Origin of the sequence: Streptomyces sp. NPDC001068, assembly GCF_042897315.1 — a bacterium.
GTDB lineage: Bacteria > Actinomycetota > Actinomycetes > Streptomycetales > Streptomycetaceae > Streptomyces.
The window spans coordinates 1-24,104 of record NZ_JBIAYD010000008.1 but is presented as its reverse complement, the minus strand read 5'-3'; the positions used below and the strand labels follow the sequence as shown (position 1 = coordinate 24,104).

The 24,104-nt window shown below is 72.5% G+C and carries 21 protein-coding genes and 1 pseudogene; 9 read left to right on the top strand and 13 right to left on the bottom strand.

Features of this window, described 5'->3' with window-relative positions; translation table 11 throughout:
- Positions 1-7: 7 nt before the first annotated feature.
- Positions 8-682, bottom strand: a complete 675-nt coding sequence (locus ACFY3I_RS22665) for a hypothetical protein (protein ID WP_390862218.1) — start codon at positions 680-682, stop codon at positions 8-10.
- Positions 683-914: 232 nt separating this feature from the next.
- A complete protein-coding gene (locus ACFY3I_RS22660; RefSeq protein ID WP_390862216.1) occupies positions 915-1,319 on the bottom strand; it encodes a DUF5994 family protein in 405 nt (134 codons plus the stop codon).
- Positions 1,320-1,949: 630 nt separating this feature from the next.
- Here ACFY3I_RS22660 and ACFY3I_RS22655 point away from each other — a divergent pair.
- The 5 genes from ACFY3I_RS22655 (at position 1,950) to ACFY3I_RS22635 (ending at position 4,661) form a co-directional block, all read left to right on the top strand.
- Positions 1,950-2,294: a hypothetical protein gene (locus ACFY3I_RS22655; protein ID WP_390862215.1), complete on the top strand. Its 345-nt coding sequence runs from the start codon at positions 1,950-1,952 to the stop codon at positions 2,292-2,294.
- Positions 2,295-3,142: 848 nt separating this feature from the next.
- The gene (locus ACFY3I_RS22650; protein WP_390862213.1) at positions 3,143-3,403 is read left to right on the top strand and encodes a hypothetical protein; all 261 of its coding nucleotides are present in this window, start codon (positions 3,143-3,145) and stop codon (positions 3,401-3,403) included.
- A 78-nt stretch (positions 3,404-3,481) separates the two neighbouring features.
- Positions 3,482-3,769, top strand: coding sequence for a hypothetical protein (locus ACFY3I_RS22645; protein WP_390862211.1), 288 nt, complete (start codon positions 3,482-3,484; stop codon positions 3,767-3,769).
- A gap of 245 nt (positions 3,770-4,014) precedes the next feature.
- Positions 4,015-4,449 (top strand): DUF5994 family protein, encoded by a 435-nt coding sequence (locus ACFY3I_RS22640; protein WP_390862210.1) that lies wholly within the window; start codon positions 4,015-4,017, stop codon positions 4,447-4,449.
- Positions 4,446-4,661, top strand: coding sequence for a hypothetical protein (locus ACFY3I_RS22635; protein WP_390862208.1), 216 nt, complete (start codon positions 4,446-4,448; stop codon positions 4,659-4,661). The genes ACFY3I_RS22640 and ACFY3I_RS22635 overlap by 4 nt, the downstream gene beginning before the upstream one ends.
- 730 nt (positions 4,662-5,391) lie before the next feature.
- On the opposite strand, the gene ACFY3I_RS22630 is transcribed toward ACFY3I_RS22635, so the two are convergent.
- The 5 genes from ACFY3I_RS22630 to ACFY3I_RS22610 form a co-directional block, all read right to left on the bottom strand.
- Positions 5,392-7,359, bottom strand: a complete 1,968-nt coding sequence (locus ACFY3I_RS22630; RefSeq protein WP_390862207.1) for a hypothetical protein — start codon at positions 7,357-7,359, stop codon at positions 5,392-5,394.
- A gap of 101 nt (positions 7,360-7,460) precedes the next feature.
- On the bottom strand, positions 7,461-10,319 hold the full coding sequence (locus ACFY3I_RS22625) for a PKD domain-containing protein (protein ID WP_390862205.1): 2,859 nt from the start codon (positions 10,317-10,319) through the stop codon (positions 7,461-7,463).
- A 378-nt stretch (positions 10,320-10,697) separates the two neighbouring features.
- The gene (locus tag ACFY3I_RS22620; RefSeq protein ID WP_390862203.1) at positions 10,698-12,596 is read right to left on the bottom strand and encodes an OmpL47-type beta-barrel domain-containing protein; all 1,899 of its coding nucleotides are present in this window, start codon (positions 12,594-12,596) and stop codon (positions 10,698-10,700) included.
- 149 nt (positions 12,597-12,745) lie between these two features.
- Complete coding sequence (locus ACFY3I_RS22615) at positions 12,746-13,330, bottom strand: TerD family protein (protein ID WP_390862201.1); 585 nt, start codon at positions 13,328-13,330, stop codon at positions 12,746-12,748.
- A gap of 100 nt (positions 13,331-13,430) precedes the next feature.
- Positions 13,431-14,375 carry a LysR family transcriptional regulator gene (locus tag ACFY3I_RS22610; RefSeq protein ID WP_390862200.1) on the bottom strand — a complete coding sequence of 315 codons (945 nt, stop codon included), beginning with the start codon at positions 14,373-14,375 and terminating at the stop codon, positions 13,431-13,433.
- A 141-nt stretch (positions 14,376-14,516) separates the two neighbouring features.
- Between ACFY3I_RS22610 and ACFY3I_RS22605 the strand changes: the two genes are divergently transcribed.
- The 3 genes from ACFY3I_RS22605 to ACFY3I_RS22595 all read left to right on the top strand — a co-directional run bounded on the left by ACFY3I_RS22605 (position 14,517) and on the right by ACFY3I_RS22595 (position 17,506).
- A complete protein-coding gene (locus ACFY3I_RS22605) occupies positions 14,517-16,007 on the top strand; it encodes an MFS transporter (RefSeq protein WP_390862198.1) in 1,491 nt (496 codons plus the stop codon).
- Positions 16,008-16,169: 162 nt separating this feature from the next.
- Positions 16,170-16,754: a sigma-70 family RNA polymerase sigma factor gene (locus ACFY3I_RS22600; RefSeq protein ID WP_390862196.1), complete on the top strand. Its 585-nt coding sequence runs from the start codon at positions 16,170-16,172 to the stop codon at positions 16,752-16,754.
- Positions 16,755-16,777: 23 nt separating this feature from the next.
- Positions 16,778-17,506 (top strand): anti-sigma factor domain-containing protein, encoded by a 729-nt coding sequence (locus tag ACFY3I_RS22595; protein ID WP_390862707.1) that lies wholly within the window; start codon positions 16,778-16,780, stop codon positions 17,504-17,506.
- 40 nt (positions 17,507-17,546) lie between these two features.
- Here ACFY3I_RS22595 and ACFY3I_RS22590 read toward each other — a convergent pair whose 3' ends face one another.
- The 6 genes from ACFY3I_RS22590 to ACFY3I_RS22565 form a co-directional block, all read right to left on the bottom strand.
- A complete protein-coding gene (locus tag ACFY3I_RS22590; protein ID WP_390862194.1) occupies positions 17,547-18,350 on the bottom strand; it encodes a DUF1295 domain-containing protein in 804 nt (267 codons plus the stop codon).
- Positions 18,347-19,660, bottom strand: coding sequence for a class I SAM-dependent methyltransferase (locus ACFY3I_RS22585; protein ID WP_390862192.1), 1,314 nt, complete (start codon positions 19,658-19,660; stop codon positions 18,347-18,349). Before ACFY3I_RS22585 ends, ACFY3I_RS22590 begins: the two co-directional genes overlap by 4 nt.
- On the bottom strand, positions 19,657-21,066 hold the full coding sequence (locus ACFY3I_RS22580; RefSeq protein WP_390862190.1) for a class I SAM-dependent methyltransferase: 1,410 nt from the start codon (positions 21,064-21,066) through the stop codon (positions 19,657-19,659). Before ACFY3I_RS22580 ends, ACFY3I_RS22585 begins: the two co-directional genes overlap by 4 nt.
- Positions 21,063-21,797, bottom strand: a complete 735-nt coding sequence (locus tag ACFY3I_RS22575; RefSeq protein ID WP_390862188.1) for a DUF1365 domain-containing protein — start codon at positions 21,795-21,797, stop codon at positions 21,063-21,065. The genes ACFY3I_RS22580 and ACFY3I_RS22575 overlap by 4 nt, the downstream gene beginning before the upstream one ends.
- On the bottom strand, positions 21,794-23,125 hold the full coding sequence (locus tag ACFY3I_RS22570; RefSeq protein ID WP_390862186.1) for an NAD(P)/FAD-dependent oxidoreductase: 1,332 nt from the start codon (positions 23,123-23,125) through the stop codon (positions 21,794-21,796). The genes ACFY3I_RS22575 and ACFY3I_RS22570 overlap by 4 nt, the downstream gene beginning before the upstream one ends.
- A gap of 286 nt (positions 23,126-23,411) precedes the next feature.
- Positions 23,412-23,582 (bottom strand): hydrophobic protein, encoded by a 171-nt coding sequence (locus tag ACFY3I_RS22565; RefSeq protein WP_365296533.1) that lies wholly within the window; start codon positions 23,580-23,582, stop codon positions 23,412-23,414.
- 316 nt (positions 23,583-23,898) lie between these two features.
- Here ACFY3I_RS22565 and ACFY3I_RS22560 point away from each other — a divergent pair.
- Positions 23,899-24,104 (top strand): annotated as a pseudogene (locus tag ACFY3I_RS22560) (hypothetical protein); the annotation flags it as partial.

Here is a 24,104-nt window from a genome sequence, read left to right as displayed (position 1 = left end):
CGGCCGCTCACGTCCCCGGAACCAGTACCAGAAGGCGGAACGGACCGGGCGGCACGGCCACCGGCACGGCCGGGAGGGTGCCGTCCCCCGCGTCCCGCCAGCCCCAGGACCGCAGGGTCTCGACCGTCCTGGCGTCCCGGGCGTCCACCAGCGTGACGCCGAGCGCGGCGCCGTGATCGGAGAGCAGCCGCCGCTGCAGGCGTCGGGCGAGGTTCCAGACCTGGTCCTTGTACTCCCGGCGCACGCGAGGGGGCACCACGATGCCGGAGACGACGAAGAGCCCGCCGGTGACGGCACGGCGCAGCAGGCCCTCCCTGACGTGGCCACGGAACCTCGGTCCCCACGGACCTGTGCCTGCCGTGGGAAAACCGTAGGCGTATCCGGCCAGCGCCGTGGTCTCCGCGACCAGCAGCGAGAACCCCGGTCGCCGGGAGTCGGCGGCGAGATGGAGCAGGAAGGTCGCGCGCGCCTGGTTCCACGCCCACGCGTCACCACCGGAGGTTTCCGCGTACAGGTCGCCCAGTTCCTGCAGGCGATCCGCGACCTGACCGCGGGACAGCGGGCGGACACGCTCAGCCACCTCGGGTGAGGACCGGCGCTCCGCCTTCGTGGAGTCCGGGGCCGGCAGGCGGGTGCGCGGCCTGCCCCGTGCGGGTCGGAGCGCGGGGAGGGTCGACGTCATCGGGAGGAACATGTGCGCGGGCATGAGCAACCCTGCCCCGGGCACGGGCGAAGACCGACCCGGCGTCGTCGATCCCCGAGAACGGCACCGGCGTCGGAGGCGGTGCACGGCATGCCCTCGGTCTCTCCACCGTACTCCTGGCGTCCCGGCGTCCCGGTGGCCGCCGGGAACAGGGCGGGTGCGTGCGGGTGGATCAGGGCGGGAAGGCCGGCGGGATGTCACGGCGTCCGGGTCAGCCTGCCCCGGGGGCACCCGCCGCGGCCGCCATGATCGGTTCGGCGGTGTCCTCGGTGGTGTCCGGAGGCACGACCACGAGGTCCCAGCGCCCCAGGCCGGGGGCGAGCAGGACGACGGTGTGCGGGGCGTTCGCCGCCAGGGCTCCGTGCAGTCGTACGACCTGGTTGGAGACGAGTATCCGGCTGGGCGCCGCGGACCACACGGCCCCGTTGACGGTGACGCTGGTGATGTGCCCCCATTCGCGCGGCAACCCGGCCAGCAGTCGCGGGAGTTCCACGAGGAGGTCGTAGGAGCGCGGCCACCATGCCCCGTCGATGGACCGGGGCAGGTCGCTGCGGGGCGCCAGGCGCAGGCGGAGGACGGGGTGGGAGGGAAGCGGGGGTTGCAGTGCGGTGGTCATGTGGCTGCTGCCAACTTCCGTATATGGGTGTGTGGTTGCCGTCAAGTGCGACGCGCGGCCCCTGTGTCCGGTGGCGCCGGGTGTGCGACGCGCACCGGACGGAGGCGTTCAGGAGGCGGGTGACGGCGGCCAAGGGGTCCCTCTGTCCGGGGTCCATGTCGCGCGCGGGCGCAGGCCCGTCCGGTGCGAAGGGGAAAGCGCCGATTCGGCCTCGGAGCGGCGAGGCTGTGTCCGTTGGGGTGGGCGTCGACCGGCTGGGGCGCATGGAGGGGGCCTTGACCTCGGTGGAGGCCGCTGGGACGAAGGTGCGGCCGGGGTCACGGACTGCCCCTGGGATGGGTGGTGTGCTGGTGACGACCTGTCGGATAGGCACGACACACCCTCGTTGCCCCCACCGTACTCCTCGGGCCGGGGGATACCTGGTTCCGCTGATCAGCGGCCTTCGGCCGGACGCCATCGGGCGGACGTCGCGTTGACACCGATCGTCGCCGGACGTTGACTGACAGGACGGCCGAGGGCCATGAAGGGCAGGCGGACCGGGTCCTCGGGAGCCCGATTCAGGCCGTAGGGGGAGCGAAGGGCGCCTCCCGGCGGTGATCCGCATCGCGAACGGAAGCGGTACACACGACGATGTACGACCAGACACGCGCCCAGCAGCCCGCGGGCCGTCCCTCGGACCTCGAGGGACGCCGCACCGCGGGACCTGAGCCGCTGCTCCCCCCGGACGAACGGGCCGAGATCGTGCGCCGCCTCGGGCATGCCGTCAACACCTTCGCGGACACCCCGCGCGAGGCACTGGAGGAGGCCGAGGGCGCCTTCGACGAAGCCGCCGCGCAGCTCGCGGCCGCGCTTTCGGAGGTACGGCAGGTCCTCCGCACAGGCTGGCAGGACCGGGACCCCGAAACGGACTCCGCCGAACTCCGTGCCTCGCTGAGGCAGTACCGGGAGCTCACCCAGCGGCTGCTGCGGGCATAGGCGGAGCCTGAGGCGGCAGGCTCCCGCCGGAAAGCGGCGGGGGCCCACGCCGAGTCCTTCCCGGCAGCGGCGAGAGACGAGCCTCCGGCCGGAGGCGCTGGCCCGGGCCCGTCGTGTTCTCCGGCCGGTCACCGCGGTTTGCGACGGCCGCCGTCGGTCGTCCGGACCCCGACGGCGGCCGCACGGGCTCCCCGCGCGCCGCTCCCCCCTTGTTCGGGCGCGTCAACGAGAGCCGGGTGCCCCACGTCGGACCGGGCGGCGCAAGCGGGAAGGTCACCGCGCCGGTGTCGCGACGAGGGGAAGTGGACGGGGTGACGCACAGGGGCAGCCGGCTGGGGGCCATGAGAGGCGGCTGTTCTGCGGAGGCTGCGAGTTCGATCCTTGCCCGGGTTCGGGGGCACGGGCGGCCGACGGGCTGCCGAACGGTGTGCCTTCCGCGGAAACCTGTGGCACGGCGGAATGCCGCAAGCCTAGGTGGGTTTCCTCCGGATGAGAACCTTCCGGAGAGGTTCTCGTCCTGGCCCCCACCGCCCACCGCCCACCGCCCACCGCCCACCGCGGCGGGCCCGCCCTGCGGGCGCCCTTGGCCCGGCTGCTGCTCAGCGCGGGGAGGCGTCCGATCTCGTGAGGGGACGATCCCTGCTCCCGCTCCGGTCGGCTGTCCGGACCACGTGTGATCGTGGCACGTACGGCCGGTCCTCCCCGGCGTACCCTTCAGAAAAGGGGGCGCTGCTGAATTCGGCCGGGCCCGCGTCGGACGCACCGCGGCCGCTCCGCTCCGCTCCGTCTCCCGGCGTACCGGGCAGCGACGCGTTCGCGTCCTGCCGGTCGCCCGTCAGGAGGTCCCTGTGGAGTACGACCCCCTGCCCTCCCGGGGCCACGCAGAGGTGCGCATCGTCGCCGCGACCCCGGAGGTCGCCCGGCGCGTGGCCGAGGTCCTCCGTCATTGCTTCGCCTCGACAGAGCAGCGCAGCTACCCCGCCGGAGAAGGCGGAGGCACCCGGCTCCATCTCACCCTCGACACCGCCCGCACCGCGGAACCCGCACGGTCGTGGCTCGCGGCCGGCGAGTCGACGGGCCAGGCGTCGGCACACGCCGATGAGGTGTGACCCGGGCTCGTGCGGTCAGGAGGGTCCGTCGTCCCGGTCTTCCCCACACGGCCGTCGAAACTTCGGAGGACGACAGACATGACGAAACTGCGCGAACGCAAGAACCACCGGAAGGCGGTCCTGCGGTCCCTGTACGGGGCTGTGGAGCACAACCGCTCCGAGGTCAGCGGATCGGCGCTCCGTACCGAACTGGGCCTGCCCGACGAGGACCTCTCCGCCGCCTGCGCCTACCTGGCCGACGAGGGCCTGATCAACGTGGACTGGACCTCGCACCGGACCCCGGCCGCCGTGTCGCTGACACACGAGGGCATTCGCCTGATGGAGGAGCAGGAGGAGGAGCGGGAGGAGCGGGAGGTGCAGGAGTAGCGGGATAGCGGGAGATACGGGAGTAGTGAGAGGCACAGCAGGAGGACCGGCCCCGTCCGCTTCTCCGCGATCAGGAGTAGCCTGACGACACCGAGAGCTTTTCGCGCAGCGCGGTCCGCGGTGCCGTTCCCGGCGAGTGACGCGACGGGCGGCCCGTTCCAGGGTGCCCGAGACGGGACCGCACGATGGGAACCAGCAGAACGCCGCCCCCTGCCGCGTCCGCGCCCGACGCGCACACGTATCGCATGCCCGTGCCTCGCCTGACCGTCACCCGGGACATCAGTCATGGCCCGTTGGACGGTGCCTGGTGGCCGCGCTGCGACGCCCTGGAACTCGAACTGCCCTCACTCGTGGCCGCGTTGGAACCGGACCTGGACGCCGAGGTTCGGGTCACCGTCGACCCCGCCGAATGGCCCGGTGCCCCGCACGCGGTCATGGCGCCCGGCCGGGTGATCACCGTGGAGCCGGCTGGTCCCGGAGGCGCGGCGCACGTCATCACCCTGGACTGCGACACCGTGGGCCGCTGGGTGCTTCTGGTGGTCCCGCCCGAGGAGTCCGTGGGAACGGCCGCCCGGCTGCTGGCCGCGGTCGACGACCCCGAGAACCTGCTGACCGCGGTGCGGATGCTGGCGCTCGCCCGCACCGGCCGCCTCGGAGGCACGGCAGGGAAGACCGGATGAGGACCGCGTCCCCCGCGGAAGCCGCGACGGGCCCGGCCGCCCTGCCCCGATCCCCCGCACCGCGCGATCCGTCGCCCGGTCAGGGCGAAGCGCACGCGCTCATCGAGGAGTGCCGCATCGCCCGTGCGCACGGTGAACCGGACGCGCGGACCGTCGCACCACCGGCCGACGCCCTGGCCGAGGTCTCGAGGCCCGGCTCGGACGGCTCATGATCATCGTGGACCTGACGCCCGGGGCGGATGGAACCGTGCAGAGGACGGGCGGTGCGCGGGACTGGTCACCCGGGCCCGAGCCGTCGCGCTCCGCGACGGCTCCTGGTTCAGCGACCGCACTCGGCCCCTGACCCGGCTCGGGTTCACCTGCCACGACGCGCCCCCGGTGAGGTGGCCCCGGGACGCCCGTGCCGACGAGGACGCGCTCGGCTGGTGACGATTTCCGAAGGCACGGCAATTCATGTGCTGTTTTCCGGTTGAAAAGCCGAGGGCCTGGCACTCGGTCTGTGAGTGGGCCGGACAGTGAACCCTCCCGTGAGGTCCGACGGTTTGGCAAGAAGCCGTCAGCCGCACGAGAACGGTATGGTCCGCTCCGCCCGGTTGCCGCCATGAGGACGCACGGCGGCGACCGGCGCGGCCCGTCTGTTCTCCCGGGCACTGTGCATTCGCGAACGCAACTCCCACGGCCCGTCCACCGTGCGCCACGACCGGCTGACCGAGGCCGCCGGGTCCGCGCTGAGAGCGGGAGTTCGATTCGCGTCACCCGCTCCAGCGGAAACCCCAAGGGCGTGGACCCGGGGGTTCCTTGTCGTCCGGACCGGTGAGCGATGGCCCGACGTCGGCGCCTCCACCTGGTCGACCGGGCGGTCGGTGACCTGCGGGAGTGCCTGGTGATCACCGCACGAGTCCTGTTCCACGCCCCCGACCGTGATCAACGGCCGGGAGGTCGTCAGGTGCGGATCGTGAAGTAGCTCCAGCCGCTCCACGTGGGCGAGTTGGCCGTGTCGGTGCCCTGCGGGTCGGACTCCGCCCTGACGCGGAACCGGTCGCCGGTCGGCCCGGTGTAGGAGAACGAGTAGGTAGAGCCGCTGGTCGCGTTCAGGCGGACGCAGCTCAGGTCCTTCGAGGTCTGCCAGGACCCGGAGTGGTAGTGCTGCACGAGCAGCCGTACGCATGCTCCGGGCTTCGCGGGGGCGACGGTCACCGTGTACTTCTGCTTCGCGGTGTGGTGGTAGACCCGGTACGACGTGTTCCCGTAGGACGTGGTCGTGTAGTAGCCGCTCAGCGAACCGTGAACCGAGGCGTGGACGCCCGCCGATCTGGTGGCGGTGGCGGCGTAGTAGTCGTGGGCGCCGGCGAACACCGCGGTGAACGTCGTGTCTCTGGTGACCTGGTAGCTCGCGGTGAGGTTGCCGGAGGAATCCACGGTGCCCGATTTCAGCAGCCGCTTGCCGGCGCCGGCGGGCTGAGCGTAGAGGGAGACCTTCGCGCCCTTGAAGTCCACGCTCAGGTGCGCGGTGGCCTTCGCGGTGGCGCCGTAGGCGTAGCTGCCGGCGTCGGTGGCGACGCCGAGCACCTTGGCCACGCGTATCGTCGCGGTGGTCTGCGACGGCAGGTGGTCGGCATCGCCGGGATATCGCACCTGGTAGGTGTACGTCCCCGTGCCGGGCGGGGTGTCCCGGACGGCGAAGCCGCCGTCGGGGGTGAGGGGTGCGTCGGGAAGCACGACACCGCCGGGATGTGCCGCGTCCGTGCGGCTGATGTGGACCAGGGCGCCGGTCGGGAAACGGAGTGAGCTGTTCACCCTGCCGGTCTCGGGGACGGCGGTTCCCGTGTTGAGGGTCAGATCGTCGTAGGTGACGGCCATCGAGGTCTGGGCCGCTCGCGGCCGCGTCAGTTCGTGCAGCCGCAGGGTGCCCATGGTGTCGATCACCGACAGCAGACGGGAGCCGTCGGGAGTCCACGCGATGTCCTGCACCGTGATCCCGGTGGACTGGAAGTCCGGGAAACTGTAGCTCCGCAGGGTCTGAGTGCCTTGGGCCGACAGGGTCGTGACACTCTCGTGGACCGAACTGCCCATGCCCTCCCAGTTCCCCACGGCCATGGTCCCGTCGGAGGCGAAGGCGAAGCTGTTCAGCGATCCTCCCGCGGGAAAGGAGCTGTAATCGGTGTCCCGGGAGAGGTCGGCGAGCCGCAGGACGCCGTTGCCGTCGGTGGCCACGCCCTGTCCGTCGGGCGTGATCGCGAGGCGGGACGACCAGACGCCGGGCGCGTGCGCGGTGATCCGGGGCGTGCCGGTGGCGACGTCGACGACGTCGAGTTCCGGGTGACCGGCCACCTGGAGGGAGACCGCCAGGGTGCCCGGCGCCTCGGGGCTCGCCTGCACGGCGTACCCCCGGCCCAGTTCCGTGCGGGTGGCCGGCGCGGCCGGATCCGCGGGATCGAGGGATCCGAGCCCGCCGCTGTCGCCCTGTGTATAGGTGAACCAGATCCTTCCCGCGCTGAACGCGAGTGAGGCGGGGACGGGGCGGTCCGCGGTTCCGGCCTTGCCGCCGGTGTCGTAGCGGGCGACCTCCGAGAGCGTCGTCGTGTCGACGGCTGAGATCGCGCCCTGGTCCGGCAGCAGCGCGTACAGGGTGGTGCTGTCGGGCGACAGCGCCAGCTTGGTCGCCCCCGGCTCGTCCGCGATCTCGCCGATCTCGGCACCGGACAGGTCCGTGACGAGGATCTTGTCGGCGCGGCTGCCGCCGCTGAGGAAGAGCCGGTCATGCACCGGATCGACCATCAGGCTGCTGAAGCCGGCCACGGGGAGCACGGTGCCCGTGTCGTCCTCCACGGCTGCCGCGGATCCGGCCACCACCGGATTTGCCGCGAGCAGCACCGACGCCGTCACGACACCGAGCCGCACTCTCTTCACTTGCTCCCCCTGAACTGCACTGTTGGTGCGAGGACTTTACTCAATGAGGTCGGGTGTACAGGACCAGGCCTCCGGAGGCCGGGCACCGGGCTCGCGTTCGGTCAGCCGATGTAACCCTCGAGGTCGGCGAGGACGTTGAGGGATCCGTTCGCGTTGTGGATGTGGATGTCGCCGTTGGCGTCGACGCGGATCACGGCCAGGACCGGGCGGGTTTCGCCGGTGCTCAGGTTGTCGTTGTACACGGCGGGCAGGCTGCCGGCGCCGTACGCGGTGAGGTGGGTACCGGTGGTCGGGGCGACGCCGGTGAGGTTGACCAGTACGGCGGTCGCGTCGGCCGGGACGCCGTGGACTCCGGCGATCTTCACGGTGAGGGTGCTGTTAGCGCCGAGCGGTCTGGCCGGGGCGCCGGTGCCGTTGCGGGTGTCGAGGAAGCGGGTGGGGGTGGCCGGCACGAAGGGGCTGCCCACAGGAGCGCTGTCGCCGTCGGCGTTGTAGTCGGTGTAGACGCCCTGGAGGTCGGCGATCAGGTTGACGTGTCCGCCGCTGTTGTAGATCTTGATCTTGCCGCCGCCGCACACCTTCGTCACGACCAGGTTGGAGACGGTCTGCCCGGTGCGGTAGTTGAGGTTCGACGTGGTGGGGCGGCTGCCGCAGTAGACGGTGACCGCGCCGCTGCCGGTGCCTCCCGTCACGGTGACGTCGAGGACGGCGCCGATGGTCTCGGCCGACCGTTCTCCCTTCGGCAGCGTGACGGTCGTCGTGCTGCCGGACGCGACCTTGCTCTTGGCCGCTCCGGTGCCGTAGCGGGTGTCCAGGATCCGGGTCGGGGCGGCGGGGGCGAGGTTGCCCATCCGGTCGTCACCGTCGCCGGCCCTGGTCGTGAAATAGCCCTGCACGTCGGCGACGAGATCGACGTAGCCGTGGGCGTTGTACAGGTCGATGCAGCCATCCGTGCCCACCCGGACCGTGACCAGGTTCGGGTTGCTCCGCCCGGCGGTGAAGTCGAGGCTGGTCGCGGTCGGGCGGCCGGTGCCGTGCGGGTACACCGTGACGTAGCTGCTCGCGGTGGCGTCGGCGTCGGTGACGTTCAGGGTCACCGCGGTCACCCGGGAGGTCGGGACACCGCCCGCACCGAGGACCTTGAGGCGGACCACGCCACCGGGCCCGACCCGGCGCTTGGCCGCACCGGTGCCGCTGCGGGTGTCGAGGATGCGCTTCGGGCCGACGGCGACGTATGCCGGGCCGACGGTGGTCCGGGTGGTGTCGGTGGCGGTACGTCCGTCGGAGTCGGTGAGCCGCTGGGTGACGGTGTACGAGCCGGCGGCGGCGTACGTGTGCCGCACATACCCCTCGGCGCCCGTGACGGAGACGGCCGCCGAGCCGTCGCCGAAGGTGATCCGGTCACCGGTGATCGTGTAGCCGCTGTATCCGGAGGCGTCGAAGTGGCAGACCGTGCCGTCCGGGAGGCCAGGGCCGGTCCCGCAGGTGAGGTTTCCGGTCAGCGACGGAACCGGTCTGACGGACAGGTAGTAGCTGGCCTCGGTGCCCATCCTGGTGCCGTCCGGCCGGTACACCGTGACCGTGGCGTAGATGTTCGTGCCCGTCGTGGGCTGCGTGTACGTGTGCGTGGCCGAACCGGTGGTGGACGGGGCCGTGGTGCCGTCCCCGAAGTCGAAGGTGTAGGTGTAGCCGTCCAGGGAGTCCGACCACGGGTTGATCAGGTCGGCCGAGAAGGTGACCGGCACGCCGACGTACACGGCCTGGGACGAGCGGCCGGCTATACCGAGGCTCAGCGGGTCCTGGAACTCGACCGCGCCCCGGTCGTGGGTACCGGAGCCGGTGTCGGTGACGAGCGGGTCGTCGACGCGCCGCGCTCCGTGGAGGTCGGTGGGGAGCTCGCCGGGAGCGTCGGCGTCGGCCGAATCGATCAGCGGCGAGTGCTCCGAGGGAGCACCGGACGTGGCGGAGAGCGCCACGTCCGTCTGGTCCAGGTCGTGGGCTCCCTGACCGGTGCCGGTCAGGAACGCCTGGCCGGTGGCGTAGGCGGTGCCCGCCCAGTCGTAGTCGGTGCCGGTCGACAGCGGGTTGACCGCGTTGTAGTCCGCCGTGACGTGCGGTGCGGAGGCGGCGTCCACCGTGATCTCGGCGGGAGCCCCGGTGCCGGAGCAGGGTGCCTGCGGGTCGGGGAGCATGACGGTGTTCTCCACGGTCCCCGAGCTGCCGTCGGTCAGGCTGACGGCGTTGCCGCAGACCGTCCGGACGGTGTCACCGGCAAGGTGGAGGCCCGTGGTGCCGGCGGCCGAGATGCCGCCACCGAGCCGAGTGATGTCGCCGGCCAGCGTGATGTCCTGTGCTCCGGCCGCGCTGGCGAAGGCCAGGCCGCCGGGGGCGGATTCGATGCTCAGACGGGTGAGGGAGACACCGGAGGACGAACCGTCGACGCTGATCGTCTGCGCGGTGGCGGGGGCCGTCCGAGCCGTGTCGACATCGCCCGAGTCGTAGGTGATGTGCTGGGACCGGGAGACCACCAGGGTGCTCGTCCCGGTCGACGAGAGGTTGAATCCGGTCACGTCGACGTACCGGGCGCCGGAGAAGGTCATCGCCGGAGTCGCGGTGTCGCCCAGGACGCCGGTTCGGGTGGCCGTCGGGTTGTCGCCGGGACCGGTGGCAAAGGTGACGGGCGCGTCCACGGTGCCGGCCGACCTGATGGTCACCGGTGCGTACCGGGTCTTGTTCCGCGCCACCCACACGGTGTCCCCGGGCGCCGCCCCGTCCGCGGCGGGCTGGATCTGGCAGAAGGGCTCCGCCTGCGAGCCGGGTCCGGTGTCGCTGCAGCCGGCAGCGTCGTCGTCGACGTACAGGGCCGTGCCGGTGTCGGCGTGGGCGACGCCGGCACCGAGGTTGCACATCAGTACGGAGAGGACGGCAGCGGATGTCGCGAGCAGCCGCTTACGGCTCATGGACGTGTTCCCCCCGGGCCGTGGGACGTCGCCGCGCACAGCCGCCGAGATCCAGTCACCTGTCTGCTGGAGTTGGCCGAACCATAAGACACATCAGGTGCGGGCAGATGGCCGGAATGCGGCCCCCGCACGGTCGACGAGCCCTTCGAGGCAAATCTTGATCAATCGAAGAGCGTTGCACTGCAGACCTTTGGGCCGCCCATTACCTTGTACCCCCGTCGGCCGAGGCGCCGTTCCCGGCACGTTCGTCCCGGACCGCGACTCCCCGGTCAGCGTCCCTGCAGCTCACTCGACGGGCGTCGACAGCAAGGCCCGTCGCCGGACGGCCCGCCGCGTGCGGGGCACGTGGTGGGCCGTCCGGAGGCGTCTGCGCGGGGGTCAGGCGTGCCGGGGGCCGTGGTGGTCGTTCCTGATGCGGATGTCGAGGGACTTCACGCGCTCGTGGTTCTGCGCGTGGTCCACCGAGCGGAATCGCAGGCGGTGCGTGCCGTCGCCGCGCACCTTGATCCGCGAGGTGTAGTGCTTCCAGCCCCTGCCGTCGAGGTCGTACTCGGTCCTGGCCACACCGGACACGTCGTCCGTGGCCATGAGGGCGACGGTGACGTCCGAGTGGTGGACGCCGTACGCGTCGGGGCGGGGGGTCGTCGTGGCCCTGGTGACCGGGGGCGTGGTGTCCAGCGGCTCGTTCATGGCCTCGTCGGCCGGGGTCATCTCGTTCTCGGTGGTCGGTGCCGGCATGCTGCCCGAGGCGCTGGTGCCGATGGAGCCGACGCGCAGCAGGAGGTTGCCCCAGTCGTCCCAGCCGGTGAGCCGGGTGTGCCGTCCGTCGCCGTTGACGTCGTAGCTGACCCGGTTCTCGCTGATCAGGCCGTCGCAGTTCCAGTCGACCTGCTTGTCCGCCGCGGGGACGGTGACGAAGGCGCCGCCCCCTCCCGGGTTCGCGCAGTAGTGCTTGAGGTCGTAGTCGCCACTGCTGGCCGGGTAGGACCTTTCGTCGAGACTGGTCTCGTCGAGTGTGGTGTTCCGATCGGAGAACGCCGTGTTCCCGGTGGTCGACCCGGAGGTGAGGCCCATCTGGTAGGCGTAGTTCAGCACGCTGAAGTACTGCGGCTTGTGGTTGACGTTGTCGTTCCCGCCGTGCTCCAGGTTGAGGTCGTGGCCCAACTCGTGCATGAACGTGCCGGCCTGCTCGGAGACGGTGCCCACCTGGTCGGCGAAGCTGCCCAGACTGACGATCAGGTCACTGCCCGGGGTGGGGGCGATGCCGCTGGATTCGCTGCCGGGTTCCAGGTTGTGCGCCGAGACGGCGTAGTGGAAGATCGGCGCCCGGCCGGTGCTCTTGAAGCCTCCGGTCTGCGTCTTGATCGTGTTGAAGGCGTTCCACTGGTAGAGGCCGTTGACCGAGGTGCCCAGGTTCTTCGTCTCCGGGAGCTGCCGGGCCGTACTCAGGTCTCCCCACGTCGTGCCGGCCGCGAAGTCGAGGACGCTGTCCCGCCCGGCGTCCACGTGCAGGTTGATGCCGGTGCTGGGCGAGTGGCGGTGGTACGGCGAGTTGGCGAAGGCGGTGACCACCCGTTTGATCGCCTCGGCCGAGAGGGCGTGGCTGTGTGTCTTGTCCGCCATCCAGTCCGTCTGGACGAAGATGTCCGGCTTGTTCACCGTGGCCCCCATCGCGGGCAGGTCGATGAACTTCAGGCCGGGGCCGGGCCCGGTGTGGGCGCTGCCGTCGGCCGGGTTGATGTAGACGCCGTTGCGCTTCCAGCTGTCGGGGATCCCGTCGCAGGTCGTGGAGTTGCAGTCGAAGGTGAAGTCGACCGTGGGGTCGAGGCCCTGACCGCCGCTGTGGCTGATCACGTAGCCGGGCGGTGCCGACGCGGTGTAGCCGGCCGCGCCGAGCAGGGGCGCGTCCCAGCCGATGTTCACCCGGCCGGACTCCCGGTAGACGTTGAAGGCCACGGTCCCGATGTTGCCGCGGGGGTTGTTGCACGCGTGGAGGGTCCAGCTGGCGGTGGCGCCCGCGTTGATGTGGTTCGGCAGGGCGGCGGGGCACCCGTTGTATTCGAACGGGCCCAGGGTCAGGTCGCGGTCACTGTTGTTGGTGAACCTCACGGTCAGCATGGCACCCGACCGCTGTGCGGCGGCGGCCGGCGTGCCGGCCGCCGCCAGAGTGACCAGTACCAGGGCCAGCATGCCCAGGAGCGTGAGCCTGCCGGGACCGGACAGGCCGGTGCCGCCTGCTCGTCTCCAGGCGGCACCGGCATGACGCTGTGTCTTCATGACGGCACGGTATGGCGACGTTCCGTGTCTTTTCCGGGTGACGCGACGCCCTGTCACTCCGCTGGCCGTCCCTACGCGGCCGGTCGCCGCCGGGACCGCCGGGGGTGCCGCCGCGCGGTGCCGCGGCCGAGGAGGGCCTCGGCGCGGTATTACTTGCTGACCGCGAAACGCATGAGGGCATGCTCGTCACCCTGCTTGATCCGGCCGGTCACGTTGATCACCTCGAGCTTCCAACCGCCCCCGACCCGGACCGCCTTGGCCACGGCGCAGCCGTTGTCCTGGGTGAGCAGGCTGGGCCAGATGTCGGCGACCTGCTGAGAGCTGCCGCCGGTCGCGTCGTAGACCTTGAAGCTGACGTTGCGTGCCTTCTGGAAGGAACTGCCCTTCTTGTACGCGGCCGCCACGAACACGATCGACGTGATGTTGGGCGGGATCCGGGCGAACTCCACGGTCACCGTCTCGTCGTCACCGTCCCCGCGGCCGGTCTGGTTGTCGCCGCTGTGGACCAGCGAGCCGTTGCCCATCGGGTCGAGCGAGTCGAGACCCGCGAGGCGCACCGGGTCCCCGCCCTGCAGGGCTATGGCGATCAGGTCGAGGTCGGTGCCGCTCTGGCGGCGGAGCTTGCCCAGCACGCCGCCGCTGCTGCCGGCCGTGGGATCCCAGGAGACCCCGAGGGACAGGTGGGTCACTCCGTCCAGGTCCGCCGGGCCGTCTTCCTTGGTGAGCGTGATCATTCCGTGGCTCATCCTGTCTCTCGGAGGGACTGCAACACGCAAAGTGTGCCCGGAGTCCTCGCGGTTCCCCACCCGGGGGACTCCGCGGCCGGGGTCCGCCTCAGGCGCCGGTGCTCCCGTCCGTCCACAGGCTCTCCACCGCCCGCTCCGGGCCGCCCGCCTCGCGGACCCGGTCCATGGCCGTCCGGACGAAGGCCCGCAGCCGGGCCGTCTCGTGACCGGTGGGCCACACGAAGGCGTAGTCGATGCCGGGGGCGTCCGTGAACGGCCTGAAGACCAGGCCGGGTCGGCTGTAGTAGTGCGCGCCCGCGGCCGCCACCGGGGTCACGCCCTTGCCCGCCAGGACCAGGGAGAGCGCGTCCTCCCAGTGCGTCATGGCCTGCCCGTGCGGGATGGGCCGGCCCGACGGCGTCCGCCGCGGGAAGTGGTGGTCCAGCCAGTGCGCCGGCACGTTCCCGGCGACCGTCAGCAGCGTCGACTCCGCCAGGTCCTCCACGCTCACCGACCCGTGCCGCGCCAACGGGTGCGCGGACGACATCAGCAGCACCCTGGGCTGAGACACCAGCACCGGCCCCAGCGTCAGGTCGGGCTCGGCCAACGGGGGCTCGGTGACCTGGAGTTCGACGTCTCCGGCGCGCAGCGGACCGTAGGGGTCGGAGATCTGCACCTGGCGTATCCGCACGTCCACCCCCGGGTACCGGCGTGTGAACACCTCGGCGACACTGTGCAGGAAATGGCCCGTGAACGCGCCGGAGAAGCCGACCCGCAGCGAGCCGGTGATGCCCCGTCCCGCCGCCATGGCCCTGGCTACGGCCTCCTCCAACCCCCGCCACGCGGGGGCGAGATCGTCCCGGAGCTGTTCCCCGATGGGCGTGAGGGCGACCTGGCGGCTGGTGCGGTCGAACAGCCTGGCCCCGATGCGGCGCTCCAGCCGGGCGACGGTCTGACTGACCCGGCTCTGCGAGACGCCCACCCGCTCGGCGGTCCGCCCGAAGTGCAGCTCCGCCGCGAGGGTCAGGAAGATCTCGATCTCCTGGCGTTCCATCACCGGGTCCCCCGTGCCCCTCGTCTCCGTGGCCTCGAACGATGAGTCCAGCGAATCGATCGTTGCACAGAACGTCCTTGTTGCGCGGGTTCCCCGATCCGAAGGTGAACAGGTCAAAGGCACCGCCAGGAAGGACCGTTCATGGCCGTCACCGAGTCGTCGCCCCCCGCCCGCGCCACGCGTGCCGCCGCCGCACCGCCCGGACCCCCCGCCACCGGCGCCGCCTTCGGGGCACGGGAGTGGCGGGTGCTGCTCACACTGTGCTGCGCCACGTTCATGTGCGGCCTCGACTTCTCCGTCGTCACCGTCGCCCTGCCCGACATCGGCGCCGCCCTCGGGTTCTCCTCGACGGGCACCCTGCAGTGGGTGGCCACCGCGAGCCTGCTGCCGTCGGCGAGCCTGCTGCCCCTGTTCGCGCGGGTCGCCGACCTGATCGGACGCAAGCGGCTGTTCACCGTCGGGGTCGCCGTGTTCACCCTGTTCTCGCTCGGCGCCGCCCTCGCCACCGGCCCCGGCGTGCTGATCGCCGCCCGTATCGGGCAGGGCACCGCCGCCGCGATGATCGCCCCGGCCGCCGTCGCCCTGATGACCGGCTACTTCAGGGAGGGCCCCGAGCGGGCCCGCGCCCTCGGCCTCAACGGGGCCGTCATGTCACTGGGCTTCGTGCTCGGCGCGCTCGGCGGCGGTGTCATCACCAACGGCTTCAGCTGGCGCTGGACCATGGTCGCGCTGTCCGTGATGGGCGTGTCGGCACTGGCGGGCGCGTTGTGTCTGCCGCCGATCCACGAGTCCGGTGCCGCCCGGCGGATGGACATCCCCGGTGCGGTCCTGGCCACGCTCGGCCTCTTCGGCCTGGTGTACGGCATCTCCACCGGCGGTGACCAGGGCTGGTCGCGCCCCGCGGCCTTCGGCCCGATCGCCGGCGGCCTGGTGCTGCTGGTGGGATTCCTGCTGGCCGAGCGGCGCCACCCGGAGCCGCTGGTGCCGCTGTCCGTGCTGAACCGGCCGTCCGTGAAGTGGGCGGGGCTCTTCGGCGTCGTCACCTTCGGCATGTGCGCGGGTACGACCGTGCTGCTCAGCCTCTACATGCAGGACGTGCTGGGCTTCACGGCCCTCCGGGCCGGCCTCTGCTACCTCGGTGAGGGCGTCGCGGCCACGCTCGGAGGCATGTGTGTCGGCCGGTTGCTCGGCCGGTTCGGCGGGGCCCGGGTGCTGGCCGCGGGCCTGTTCGTCCAGGGCGTCGGCACGGCCTCGATGTTCGTCCTGCCGGCCCGCACCGACCTGCCCGCGCTGCTCGTCACCTCCTCCGTCATGGGGCTCGGCCACGTCCTGAGCGTCGTCTCCTTCATCACCGTGATGACCACCGGCGTCACCGAGGAGGACCAGGGGGTCGTCGGAGGTCTGTCGCAACTGCCGCAGTACGTGGCCGCGATCGGCGTCTCGGGGCTCGGCGCGATCGCCGCGGCCCGCACCGGCGCGCTGTCGTCGGGTGCCAGCGCGTCCCGCGCCGACGTCCTGGGCGGGCTGCACGCGGGGATGGTCACGGCCGGGGTCGTCGCCCTCGCCGGCTCCCTGCTCGCCGGTGCCGTACTGCGCGGGCGGCCCACGGCACGGCCGTTCCCGCCGCGGTGAAGGGCCGGCCCCGGTTCGGCGCACCGCGTCGCCGCCGCTCGTGTCGGGCCGGTGTGAGGGCCTCCGGGCGGGGTACGTGCGGTTTCCTCGTCGGGAGGACCAATCCGTCACCTCCCCGGGACCGGATTACGTCCGGAGATGTCCCAACCGCGGAGGCCCCTTGTGAAAGAAGCCGTGCACATCGGCACGAATCCGGCGTCGGAACCGGACCTGCAGGAGCTCGTGGGTCGCGTCGCCCTCGGTGACGAGGACGCGTTCGCCTCCGTCTACGACGTGGTGGCCGGCCCCGTCCTCGGTGTCGTACGGGCCGTCGTACGGGACCGTGCGCAGTCGGAGGAGGTCGCCCAGGAGGTGCTGGTGGAGGTGTGGCGGACCGCACCGCGCTACCGCTCGGACCGCGGTACGGCCGTCAACTGGATCCTCACCCTCGCGCACCGCCGCGCGGTGGACCGGGTCCGCTCGGTGGAGGCCGCCGCCGCCCGGGACCACAAGGCCGCGCTGCTGGAACGGACACCCGAGTTCGACGAGGTGACCGAACAGGTCGAGGCCCGGCTGGAACGCGAGCAGGTGCGGAGGTGCCTGCGCACCCTGACCGAGATCCAGCGGCAGGCCGTCACCCTCGCCTACTACCGCGGGCTGACCTACCGCCAGGTGGCGGAGGCGCTCACCCTGCCGCTCGGCACCGTCAAGACCAGGCTGCGGGACGGCCTCATCCGTATGCGCGACTGCCTGGGGGTGTCCGCGTGACCACCACCGCCGATCTGCACCTGATGACCGGGGCCTACGCCCTGCACGCCCTGCCCGGCGAGGAACGTGCCAGGTTCGAGCGCCATCTGGCCGGCTGCGAGCCGTGCGCGCAGGAGACCGCCGAACTGTCGGCCACCGCCGCCCGGCTGGGGCTGGCCGTCACCGTGTCGCCCGCGCCGGCCATGCGCGAGCGGGTGCTGCACCGCGTCTCATCCGTCCGGCAGGAGTCGCCGGACGGTCCGGCGGCGGTCCGGACGGGCCGTTCCGGTCCGCGCGGCCGCCTGCTGTCCCGGTGGGCGCTGGCCGCCTGCCTGGCCGCCGCCGCGGCGCTGGGCGGTACGACGGTGTGGCAGCACCAGCGTGCCGAGGACGCCCTGAGCCAGGCGCGCCGGGCCCGGCAGGGGACCGCCGAGATCGCCGCCGTACTGGCCGCGCCGGACGCCCGGACCCGCAGTGCCGCGCTCGGCGACGGGGCGACCGGCACGGTCGTCGTCTCCCAGGGCCGGGACCAGGCCGTCTTCGTCGTCGCCGGGATGGCGCACCCCGCCGCAGGCAAGGTCTACCAGCTCTGGTTCGACGACGCGGGCACCATGCGGTCGGCCGGTCTCATGGATCCCGACCGCACGGATCAGGCCGTGCTGCTGAAGGGCGGCCTCGACGGGGCCTCGGGTCTGGGGGTCACCGTGGAACCGGCGGGCGGCTCATCCGCACCGACCACCCCGCCACTGGCCCTGCTCGGCTTCCCGGCCTGAAAGCGGGCCGCCCCGGCCGTCCGGGGCGGTCCGCGGACGGTCAGCGCCGACGCGGCGGGAGCGGGAAGAAACCGCTGGTACGGGCGCGGTATCCGGCATAGCCGGGCCGGTCCGCCATGTGCCGTTCCAGCAGGCGCTTCCCGCTGCCCCGGATCAGCAGCAGGCTCATCACCAGCGGGGACACCACCGACACCGCGGCGGCGGCCGGGGCGTCGCAGGCCAGCAGGAACAGGCCCCACCAGACGCAGAAGTCGCCGAAGTAGTTCGGGTGCCGGGTCCAGGCCCACAGCCCCCGGTCCATGATCTGCCCCTTGGTGGCGGGGTCGGCCTTGAACCGGGCGAGCTGGGCGTCCCCGACCGCCTCGAAACCGAGACCGACCGCCCACAGCGCGGTGCCCGCCCAGGCGAGGGCGGACGGCGGCCCGGACACGTACTGGGCCGCCTGCACGGGCAGGGACACCAGCCACACCAGGGCGCCCTGGAGCAGGTAGACCTTCCGCAGGGCGTAGGCGTCCCGGTTGCCGGGGGCCTTGGCGAGCATCTCCTCGTAGCGCGGGTCCTCGCCGTGGCCGCGCCCACGGCGCGCGATGTGCACGGCGAGCCGCAGCCCCCACACGGCGGTCAGCGCCGTGACCAGGAGCCGCCGGGTGAGGTCCCCGTGCCCCGCGGAGGCCGCGAAGGTCACCACGGCGACGGCGGCGAACCCGATTCCCCACGCGACGTCCACCACGCGGTGCAGGCCCACCCGCACCGCCACGGCGAAGGTCACCAGCATCACCGCGAGGGCCGCGGCGGCGGCCCAGGCCAGGTTGGGCGCGAACGCGTGCCACGGAAAACCGGTCACGGCTTCTCCAGCCCCTCGTACCACCCGAGCGTGGTCGCCGGCATGCCGCTGTCACCGCCGGCGTCGCGCCGTACGCACAGGATCTGGTCGACGCCCATGCGGCCCTCCTCGAAGGCCAGCGCCCCGCCGGCCAGGTAGAGCCGCCACACCCGCGCGGTCTCCTCCCCGGCCAGGCGGACGAACGACGCCCACCGGTCCTCCAGGGTGCGGTGCCAGGCGGCGATCGTACGGACGTAGTGCTCGCGCAGCGACTCGGTGTGCCGGACCTCCAGGCCGGCGGCCTCCAGCAGCCCCGTCGTCTCGCCGAGCGGCCGCATGTGCATGTCGGGAGCGATGTACGCCTCGATGAACGGGCCGCCGCCGGGAGCGGTGCGGCCGCGTGACATCTGCTGCACCAGCAGCCGTCCGCGCGGTCGCAGGAACCGGTGCAGGGCGGCGGCGAACGCCGGGTACTGGGCGTCGCCGACGTGCTCGCCCATCTCGATCGTGCTCACGGCGTCGAAGCCGCCGCCCGCGATGTCGCGGTAGTCCTGGCACACCACCTCGACCCGGTCGGCCAGGCCGCGCTCGGCGACCCGCTCGCGCACGAACGCCGCCTGTTCGCGGGCAAGCGTGACGGCCGTGACGCGGGCCCCGTGCCGTTCGGCGGCGTGCAGGGTGAGCGAGCCCCAGCCGCAGCCGATGTCCAGCAGCCGGGCGCCGGGCCTCAGGCCGAGCTTGCGGCAGATCAGCTCCAGCTTGGCCCGCTGGGCGTCGGCGGCGGTGAAGCCGGGGTCCTCGCCCGCCCAGTAGCCGCACGAGTAGGCCATGGTGTCGTCGAGGAGGAGGCCGTAGAACTCGTTGGACAGGTCGTAGTGGTGGCTGACGGCGGCCCGGTCGCGGGCCCGGCTGTGCAGGCCTCCGTGCAGCCTGGCCTGGGAGGCGGGGGCGGCCGGCGGCGGGCCCACGACGCCCAGGCGTACGGCGGCGGCCAGCGCTCTGGCCCGGTCGGCGGGTGTCAGCCGGGGCGGGCGCAGGCCCCGTTCCCGGACGGCGGTCCACACCGTCCGCAGCCCCTCGCCGAGGTCGCCCTCGATGTCGAGTTCGCCGGTGACGTACGCCTGCGCCAGCCCGAGTTCGCCGGGCTGCCAGAGCAGGCGGCGCAGCGCGCGCCGGGACCGCAGCACGACCAGCGGGGCGCCGGCGGGGCCCGTCTCGCTGCCGTCCCAGGCGCGCAGCCGCACCGGGAGCGGCCCGCCGAGCAGGTCCTCGGCCAGGGCGGTGAGACGGTGTGCGGCGCCGGGTGCCTTCGGCGCGGCGGTGGTGCTCATCGGGCGGTGCCCTCCTTCGTGAACAGGTACTGCTGCACGTCGAGGTAGCCGGACCTGAAGCCGGCCTCGGAGTAGGCGAGGTAGAAGGTCCAAAGGCGGCGGAAGGTCTCGTCGAAGCCGAGCGCCGCGACCTCCTCGGCCCGTTCGGTGAACCGCTCCCGCCACAGGCGCAGGGTCTCGGCGTAGTGGGCGCCGAAGGCGTCACGGCGGGTCAGACGCAGTCCGGTGTTCTCGACGACGGTCTCCTCGATCGCCCGGGTGGACGGGATGAGGCCGCCGGGGAAGACGTACTTGTGGATCCAGGTGAAGGTGGACCGGGAGGCGAGCATCCGCTCGTGCGGCATGGTGATGGCCTGGAGCGCCGCCCGGCCGCCGGGGACCAGCCGTTCGTCGAGGGTACGGAAGTACACCGGCCAGAACTCGGCGCCGACCGCCTCGATCATCTCGACGCTGACCACGGCGTCGTACGTCCCGCGTGCCTCGCGGTAGTCGCACAGCTCGACGGTGACCCGGTCGCCGTGGCCCGCCGCGCGCACCCGTTCCAGGGCCAGTTGGCGCTGTTCCCGGGAGAGGGTGAGCGAGGTGACCCGGGCGCCGCGGGCGGCGGCACGCAGGGCCAGTTCGCCCCAGCCGGTGCCGATCTCCAGCAGCCGGGTGCCCTCGCCGACGCCGGCCAGGTCGAGCAGCCGGTCGATCTTGCGGTGCTGGGCGGCGGCGAGCAGGTCGGGGCCGGCGGGGAAGCCGCGGAAGACGGCGGAGGAGTAGGTGAGGGTGTCGTCGAGGAAGAGGGCGAAGAGGTCGTTGGAGAGGTCGTAGTGGCGGCTGATGTTGGCGCGGGAGCCGTCGGGGGTGTTGCGCTCCGCGTGCGGGTGCCGCAGCGCCCACAGCCGGCGCAGCCGCTGCAGCGGGGCCGGGACCAGGTCGGCGGCGTGCTCGGCGAGCACCGTGAGGGCGGCGACCAGGTCGGGGGCGTCCCACTCGCCGGCCATGTAGGACTCGCCGAACCCGACGAGCCCGGCGGCGCCGACGCGGGCGTGGAAGGCGGCCGGGTCGCGCACCTCCAGCAGCGGCCCGCCGAGCCCGAGGGGCTCCGCCCCGCCGAACCGTGCCCACAGCGGCAGCCCGCGCAGGGCCCGGCGGACCAGTATTTCGGCCACGGCGGTACGCGCCCACGAGGCGGGCGGTACGACGGCGACGTCGGGCCAGCGGGCGTGGGCCGCGGCGGGTTCGGCGGGCGGGTCGGCGGGCGGGTTGGCGGAGCCGGATGCGGATGCGGATGCGGTGCCGGAGCCCGGAGCGGATGCGGAGCCGGGTTCGGAGCCCGCAGCGGGGCCGGAGCCGGGACCTGGGACGGAGGCGGGTGTGGACGGGGGTGTGGTGGCGGTGTGGGACTCTGCGGTCCTCATGGCGTGTCCTTCGGGGTGCGGTGGGCGTCGGGCCGGGGTTGGACGGGCAGTCCCCGCAGGTAGAGGCGGATGCCGTGGAATCTGATGGCGGCCGCGACGGCGAGGGTGGACCAGGGACGGCGCAGCGCCAGCCGCAGCAGCGCCGCCGGGGTCGCCTCCCGCCGGGTACCGCGTACGGTCGCGGTGAAAGCCCGGCCCGCCTCGCGGTCCAGGTGCACGGTCAGGTCGAGCCGCTGCCCCGGCGGCGGCACCCGCATCCGGTAGCCGCCGTCGACGGGGAAGAACGGCGAGACGTAGAACCGCTTGTCGGCGCGTGCGGTACCGGCCGCGTCCGGGCGCAGCAGATAGCAGTGCCGGCCGCCGTACGTGTTGTGCACCTCCGCGACCACGCAGCGCAGCTCGCCGCCCGGGCCGTGGCACCAGTACAGGGTGAGGGGGTTGAAGACGTATCCGAGGACCCGGGCGTGCGCGAGCATCAGCACGTGCCCGCCGTCCAGGGACACCCCCCGGGCGGCGAGGAAGTCGTCGAGTCCGGCGCGGATCGTGGGACGGTCGCCGGTGAAGTGGTCGCGGGGGTCGAACCGGGCGAGCGGGCGCAGCGGGCGCGGGAGCCGGGGCGGCCGGTCGGGGTCGACGAGCCACAGGTAGGTGCGGTGCCGCAGCACGTACCGCCGGGGCGCGGTGCGCACGTGCGCGACGGTGCACGGGTACAGGGCGGGTACGGCGGTCACCAGCGCGCTCCCAGCGCCGCGGCGGCCTCGACGCCGGAGCGGCAGCCGTCCTCGTGGAACCCCCAGCCGTGATAGGCGCCCGCGAACACGCAGCCGGGGCCGGAGAGTTCGGGCAGGCGCTGCTGGGCGGCCACCGACTCGGGCGTGTAGACGGGGTGTTCGTAGGTCATGCGGGCCAGTACCCGGTCCGGGTCCACCCGGTCCGCGCCGCCCAGGGTCACCACGAACGTCTCGGCGGCGTCCAGGCGTTGCAGCCGGTTCATGTCGTAGCTGACCCGCACCCGGTCCGCGCCGGCCCCGCACGCCGGCATCAGGTAGTTCCACGAGGCCCGGGCGCCCCGGGCCCGGGGCAGCAGCGTGGTGTCGGTGTGCAGGAGCGTCTCGTTGCGGGAGTAGCGGAACGCGCCCAGCACCTCGCGCTCCGACTCGGTGGCGTCGGCCAGCAGGCGCAGGGCCTGGTCCGGATGGACCGCGATCACCACGGCGTCGTACGACTCCGTGGTGCCGTCGCCGGCCGTGACGTCGGCGCCGTCGGAGTGCCGTCGCACCGCCCGCACCGGTGTGCCGGTGCGCACCTCGGGGATCTGCTTGGCGATCCGGTCGACGTACTCGCGCGAACCGCCGCTCACCGTGCGCCACACCGGTGAGCCGTGCACGGAGAGCATGCCGTGGTGCTCAAGGAACCGGAACAGGTAGGCGGCCGGGTAGCGTTGGGCGGTCGCGGCGTCGCAGGACCACACCGCCGACACCAGCGGGGTCATGAAGTGGCTGCGGAAGTACGCGGAGAAGCCCTCCCGGTCCAGGAACCCGCCCAGGGTCAGCGTGCCGTGCGTGTCCTCGGCGCCGCCGGAGCCCTCGGCGAGCAGCCGCCGGGCCGCCCGGTGGAAGACCGGCACCTCGGCGAGCAGCCGCAGGTAGGGGCCCCGCAGGAGGCTGCGGGGCCGGGCCAGGAGCCCCGCCGGGCCCCGCGCGCCCGCGTACTCCAGGCCGCACCCCTCGCACCGCACCGACATGCTCATCTCCGACTCCTGCGTGACGACGCCGAGCTCGTCGAAGAGGCGCAGCAGGTTCGGGTACGTGCGCCGGTTGTGCACGATGAACCCGGAGTCGACGCGGTGCACCCGCCCGTCGTGCGCCGACGTCAGCTCATGGGTGTGCGCGTGCCCGCCGAGCCGGTCGTCGGCCTCGTACAGGGTGACGTGACCCCGGCGGGCCAGCAGGTGGGCGGCGGTCAGTCCCGCGACCCCGGACCCCACCACGGCGGTCCGCCGCCCGCCTCGGGCGGGCTGCTCCGAGCCGTACGGGGCATGCCGCGACGTCCGCTCCATCGTCGATCCTCCAGCGCTGCGTGTCCGGGCTTGCACCCGTAATCCGGAGCAGGTCGAGCGGCGGATTGGCCCGGACGGCGAACCGGCGGATCCCGGTGGCGGGCCCCGCGGGTCCACACCGGTCGGGGGCCGGCGAGCGGGCCGAAGAAGGCGAACAGGGGGATCATGTGCCCCGACGGTAGTGCGGGCCACGGGACCGGGGCCGTGCGGTCGGTGGCCCCTCACACGCCCGTGGGACCGACCGTCATCACGGTCGGTCCCACGAGCGGGTATGCGCGGAGTCAGGTCACCATCGGTACCAGCGTCCGCGGCCTCCGCCGGCGTTGGTGGAACGCATCACGAATCCGAGCAGCCACAGCACGAGAACGACTATGGCCACCCACCACAGGATCTTCAGTGCGAAGCCGGCACCGAAGAGGATCAGGGCGAGAAGCAGAACAAGAAGCAGGGGAACCATGATTATCAACCTCCTTGGCCCCCGAGTGCCCCGCGTTTTCACCGGCACTCCTGATCAGTGCCTGGTTTGTGAAGGGAAAGTGCGGGCACAGGCATTCATTCGAATTGTCCGGTGGAGCCTCGACGGGCCGGCCCATGAATGCGGCGAGTGCGGGTAAATGGTCGGGGACGACAGCGAAAGCCCTCGGTGAAAGCCGTGAAGCCGTGAAGCCGTAAGGCCGTGGAAGCCGTCGAAGCCGTACAGGGCCGAGAAGGCGGAGACGACGACGGCGACGAGGGCGAAGACGAAGACAAGGACGACCCACGGGAAGAGTTCTATGGTCACCCCGCTGAAGAACCGGGCATCGGACGAACAGGAACCCGCTCCTCCGCTGCGGTACAGCACCGCGTGGGAGACGACGGACGTGTCGGTCGCGGACGCGCGGGCGGCCGTGCGCGCGCTGCTGGCGCGGGCCGGTCACCATCCCGGCCACCGGCCGAGCCAGGACGCCCAGCTCGTCGTCAGCGAGCTGGTCACCAACGC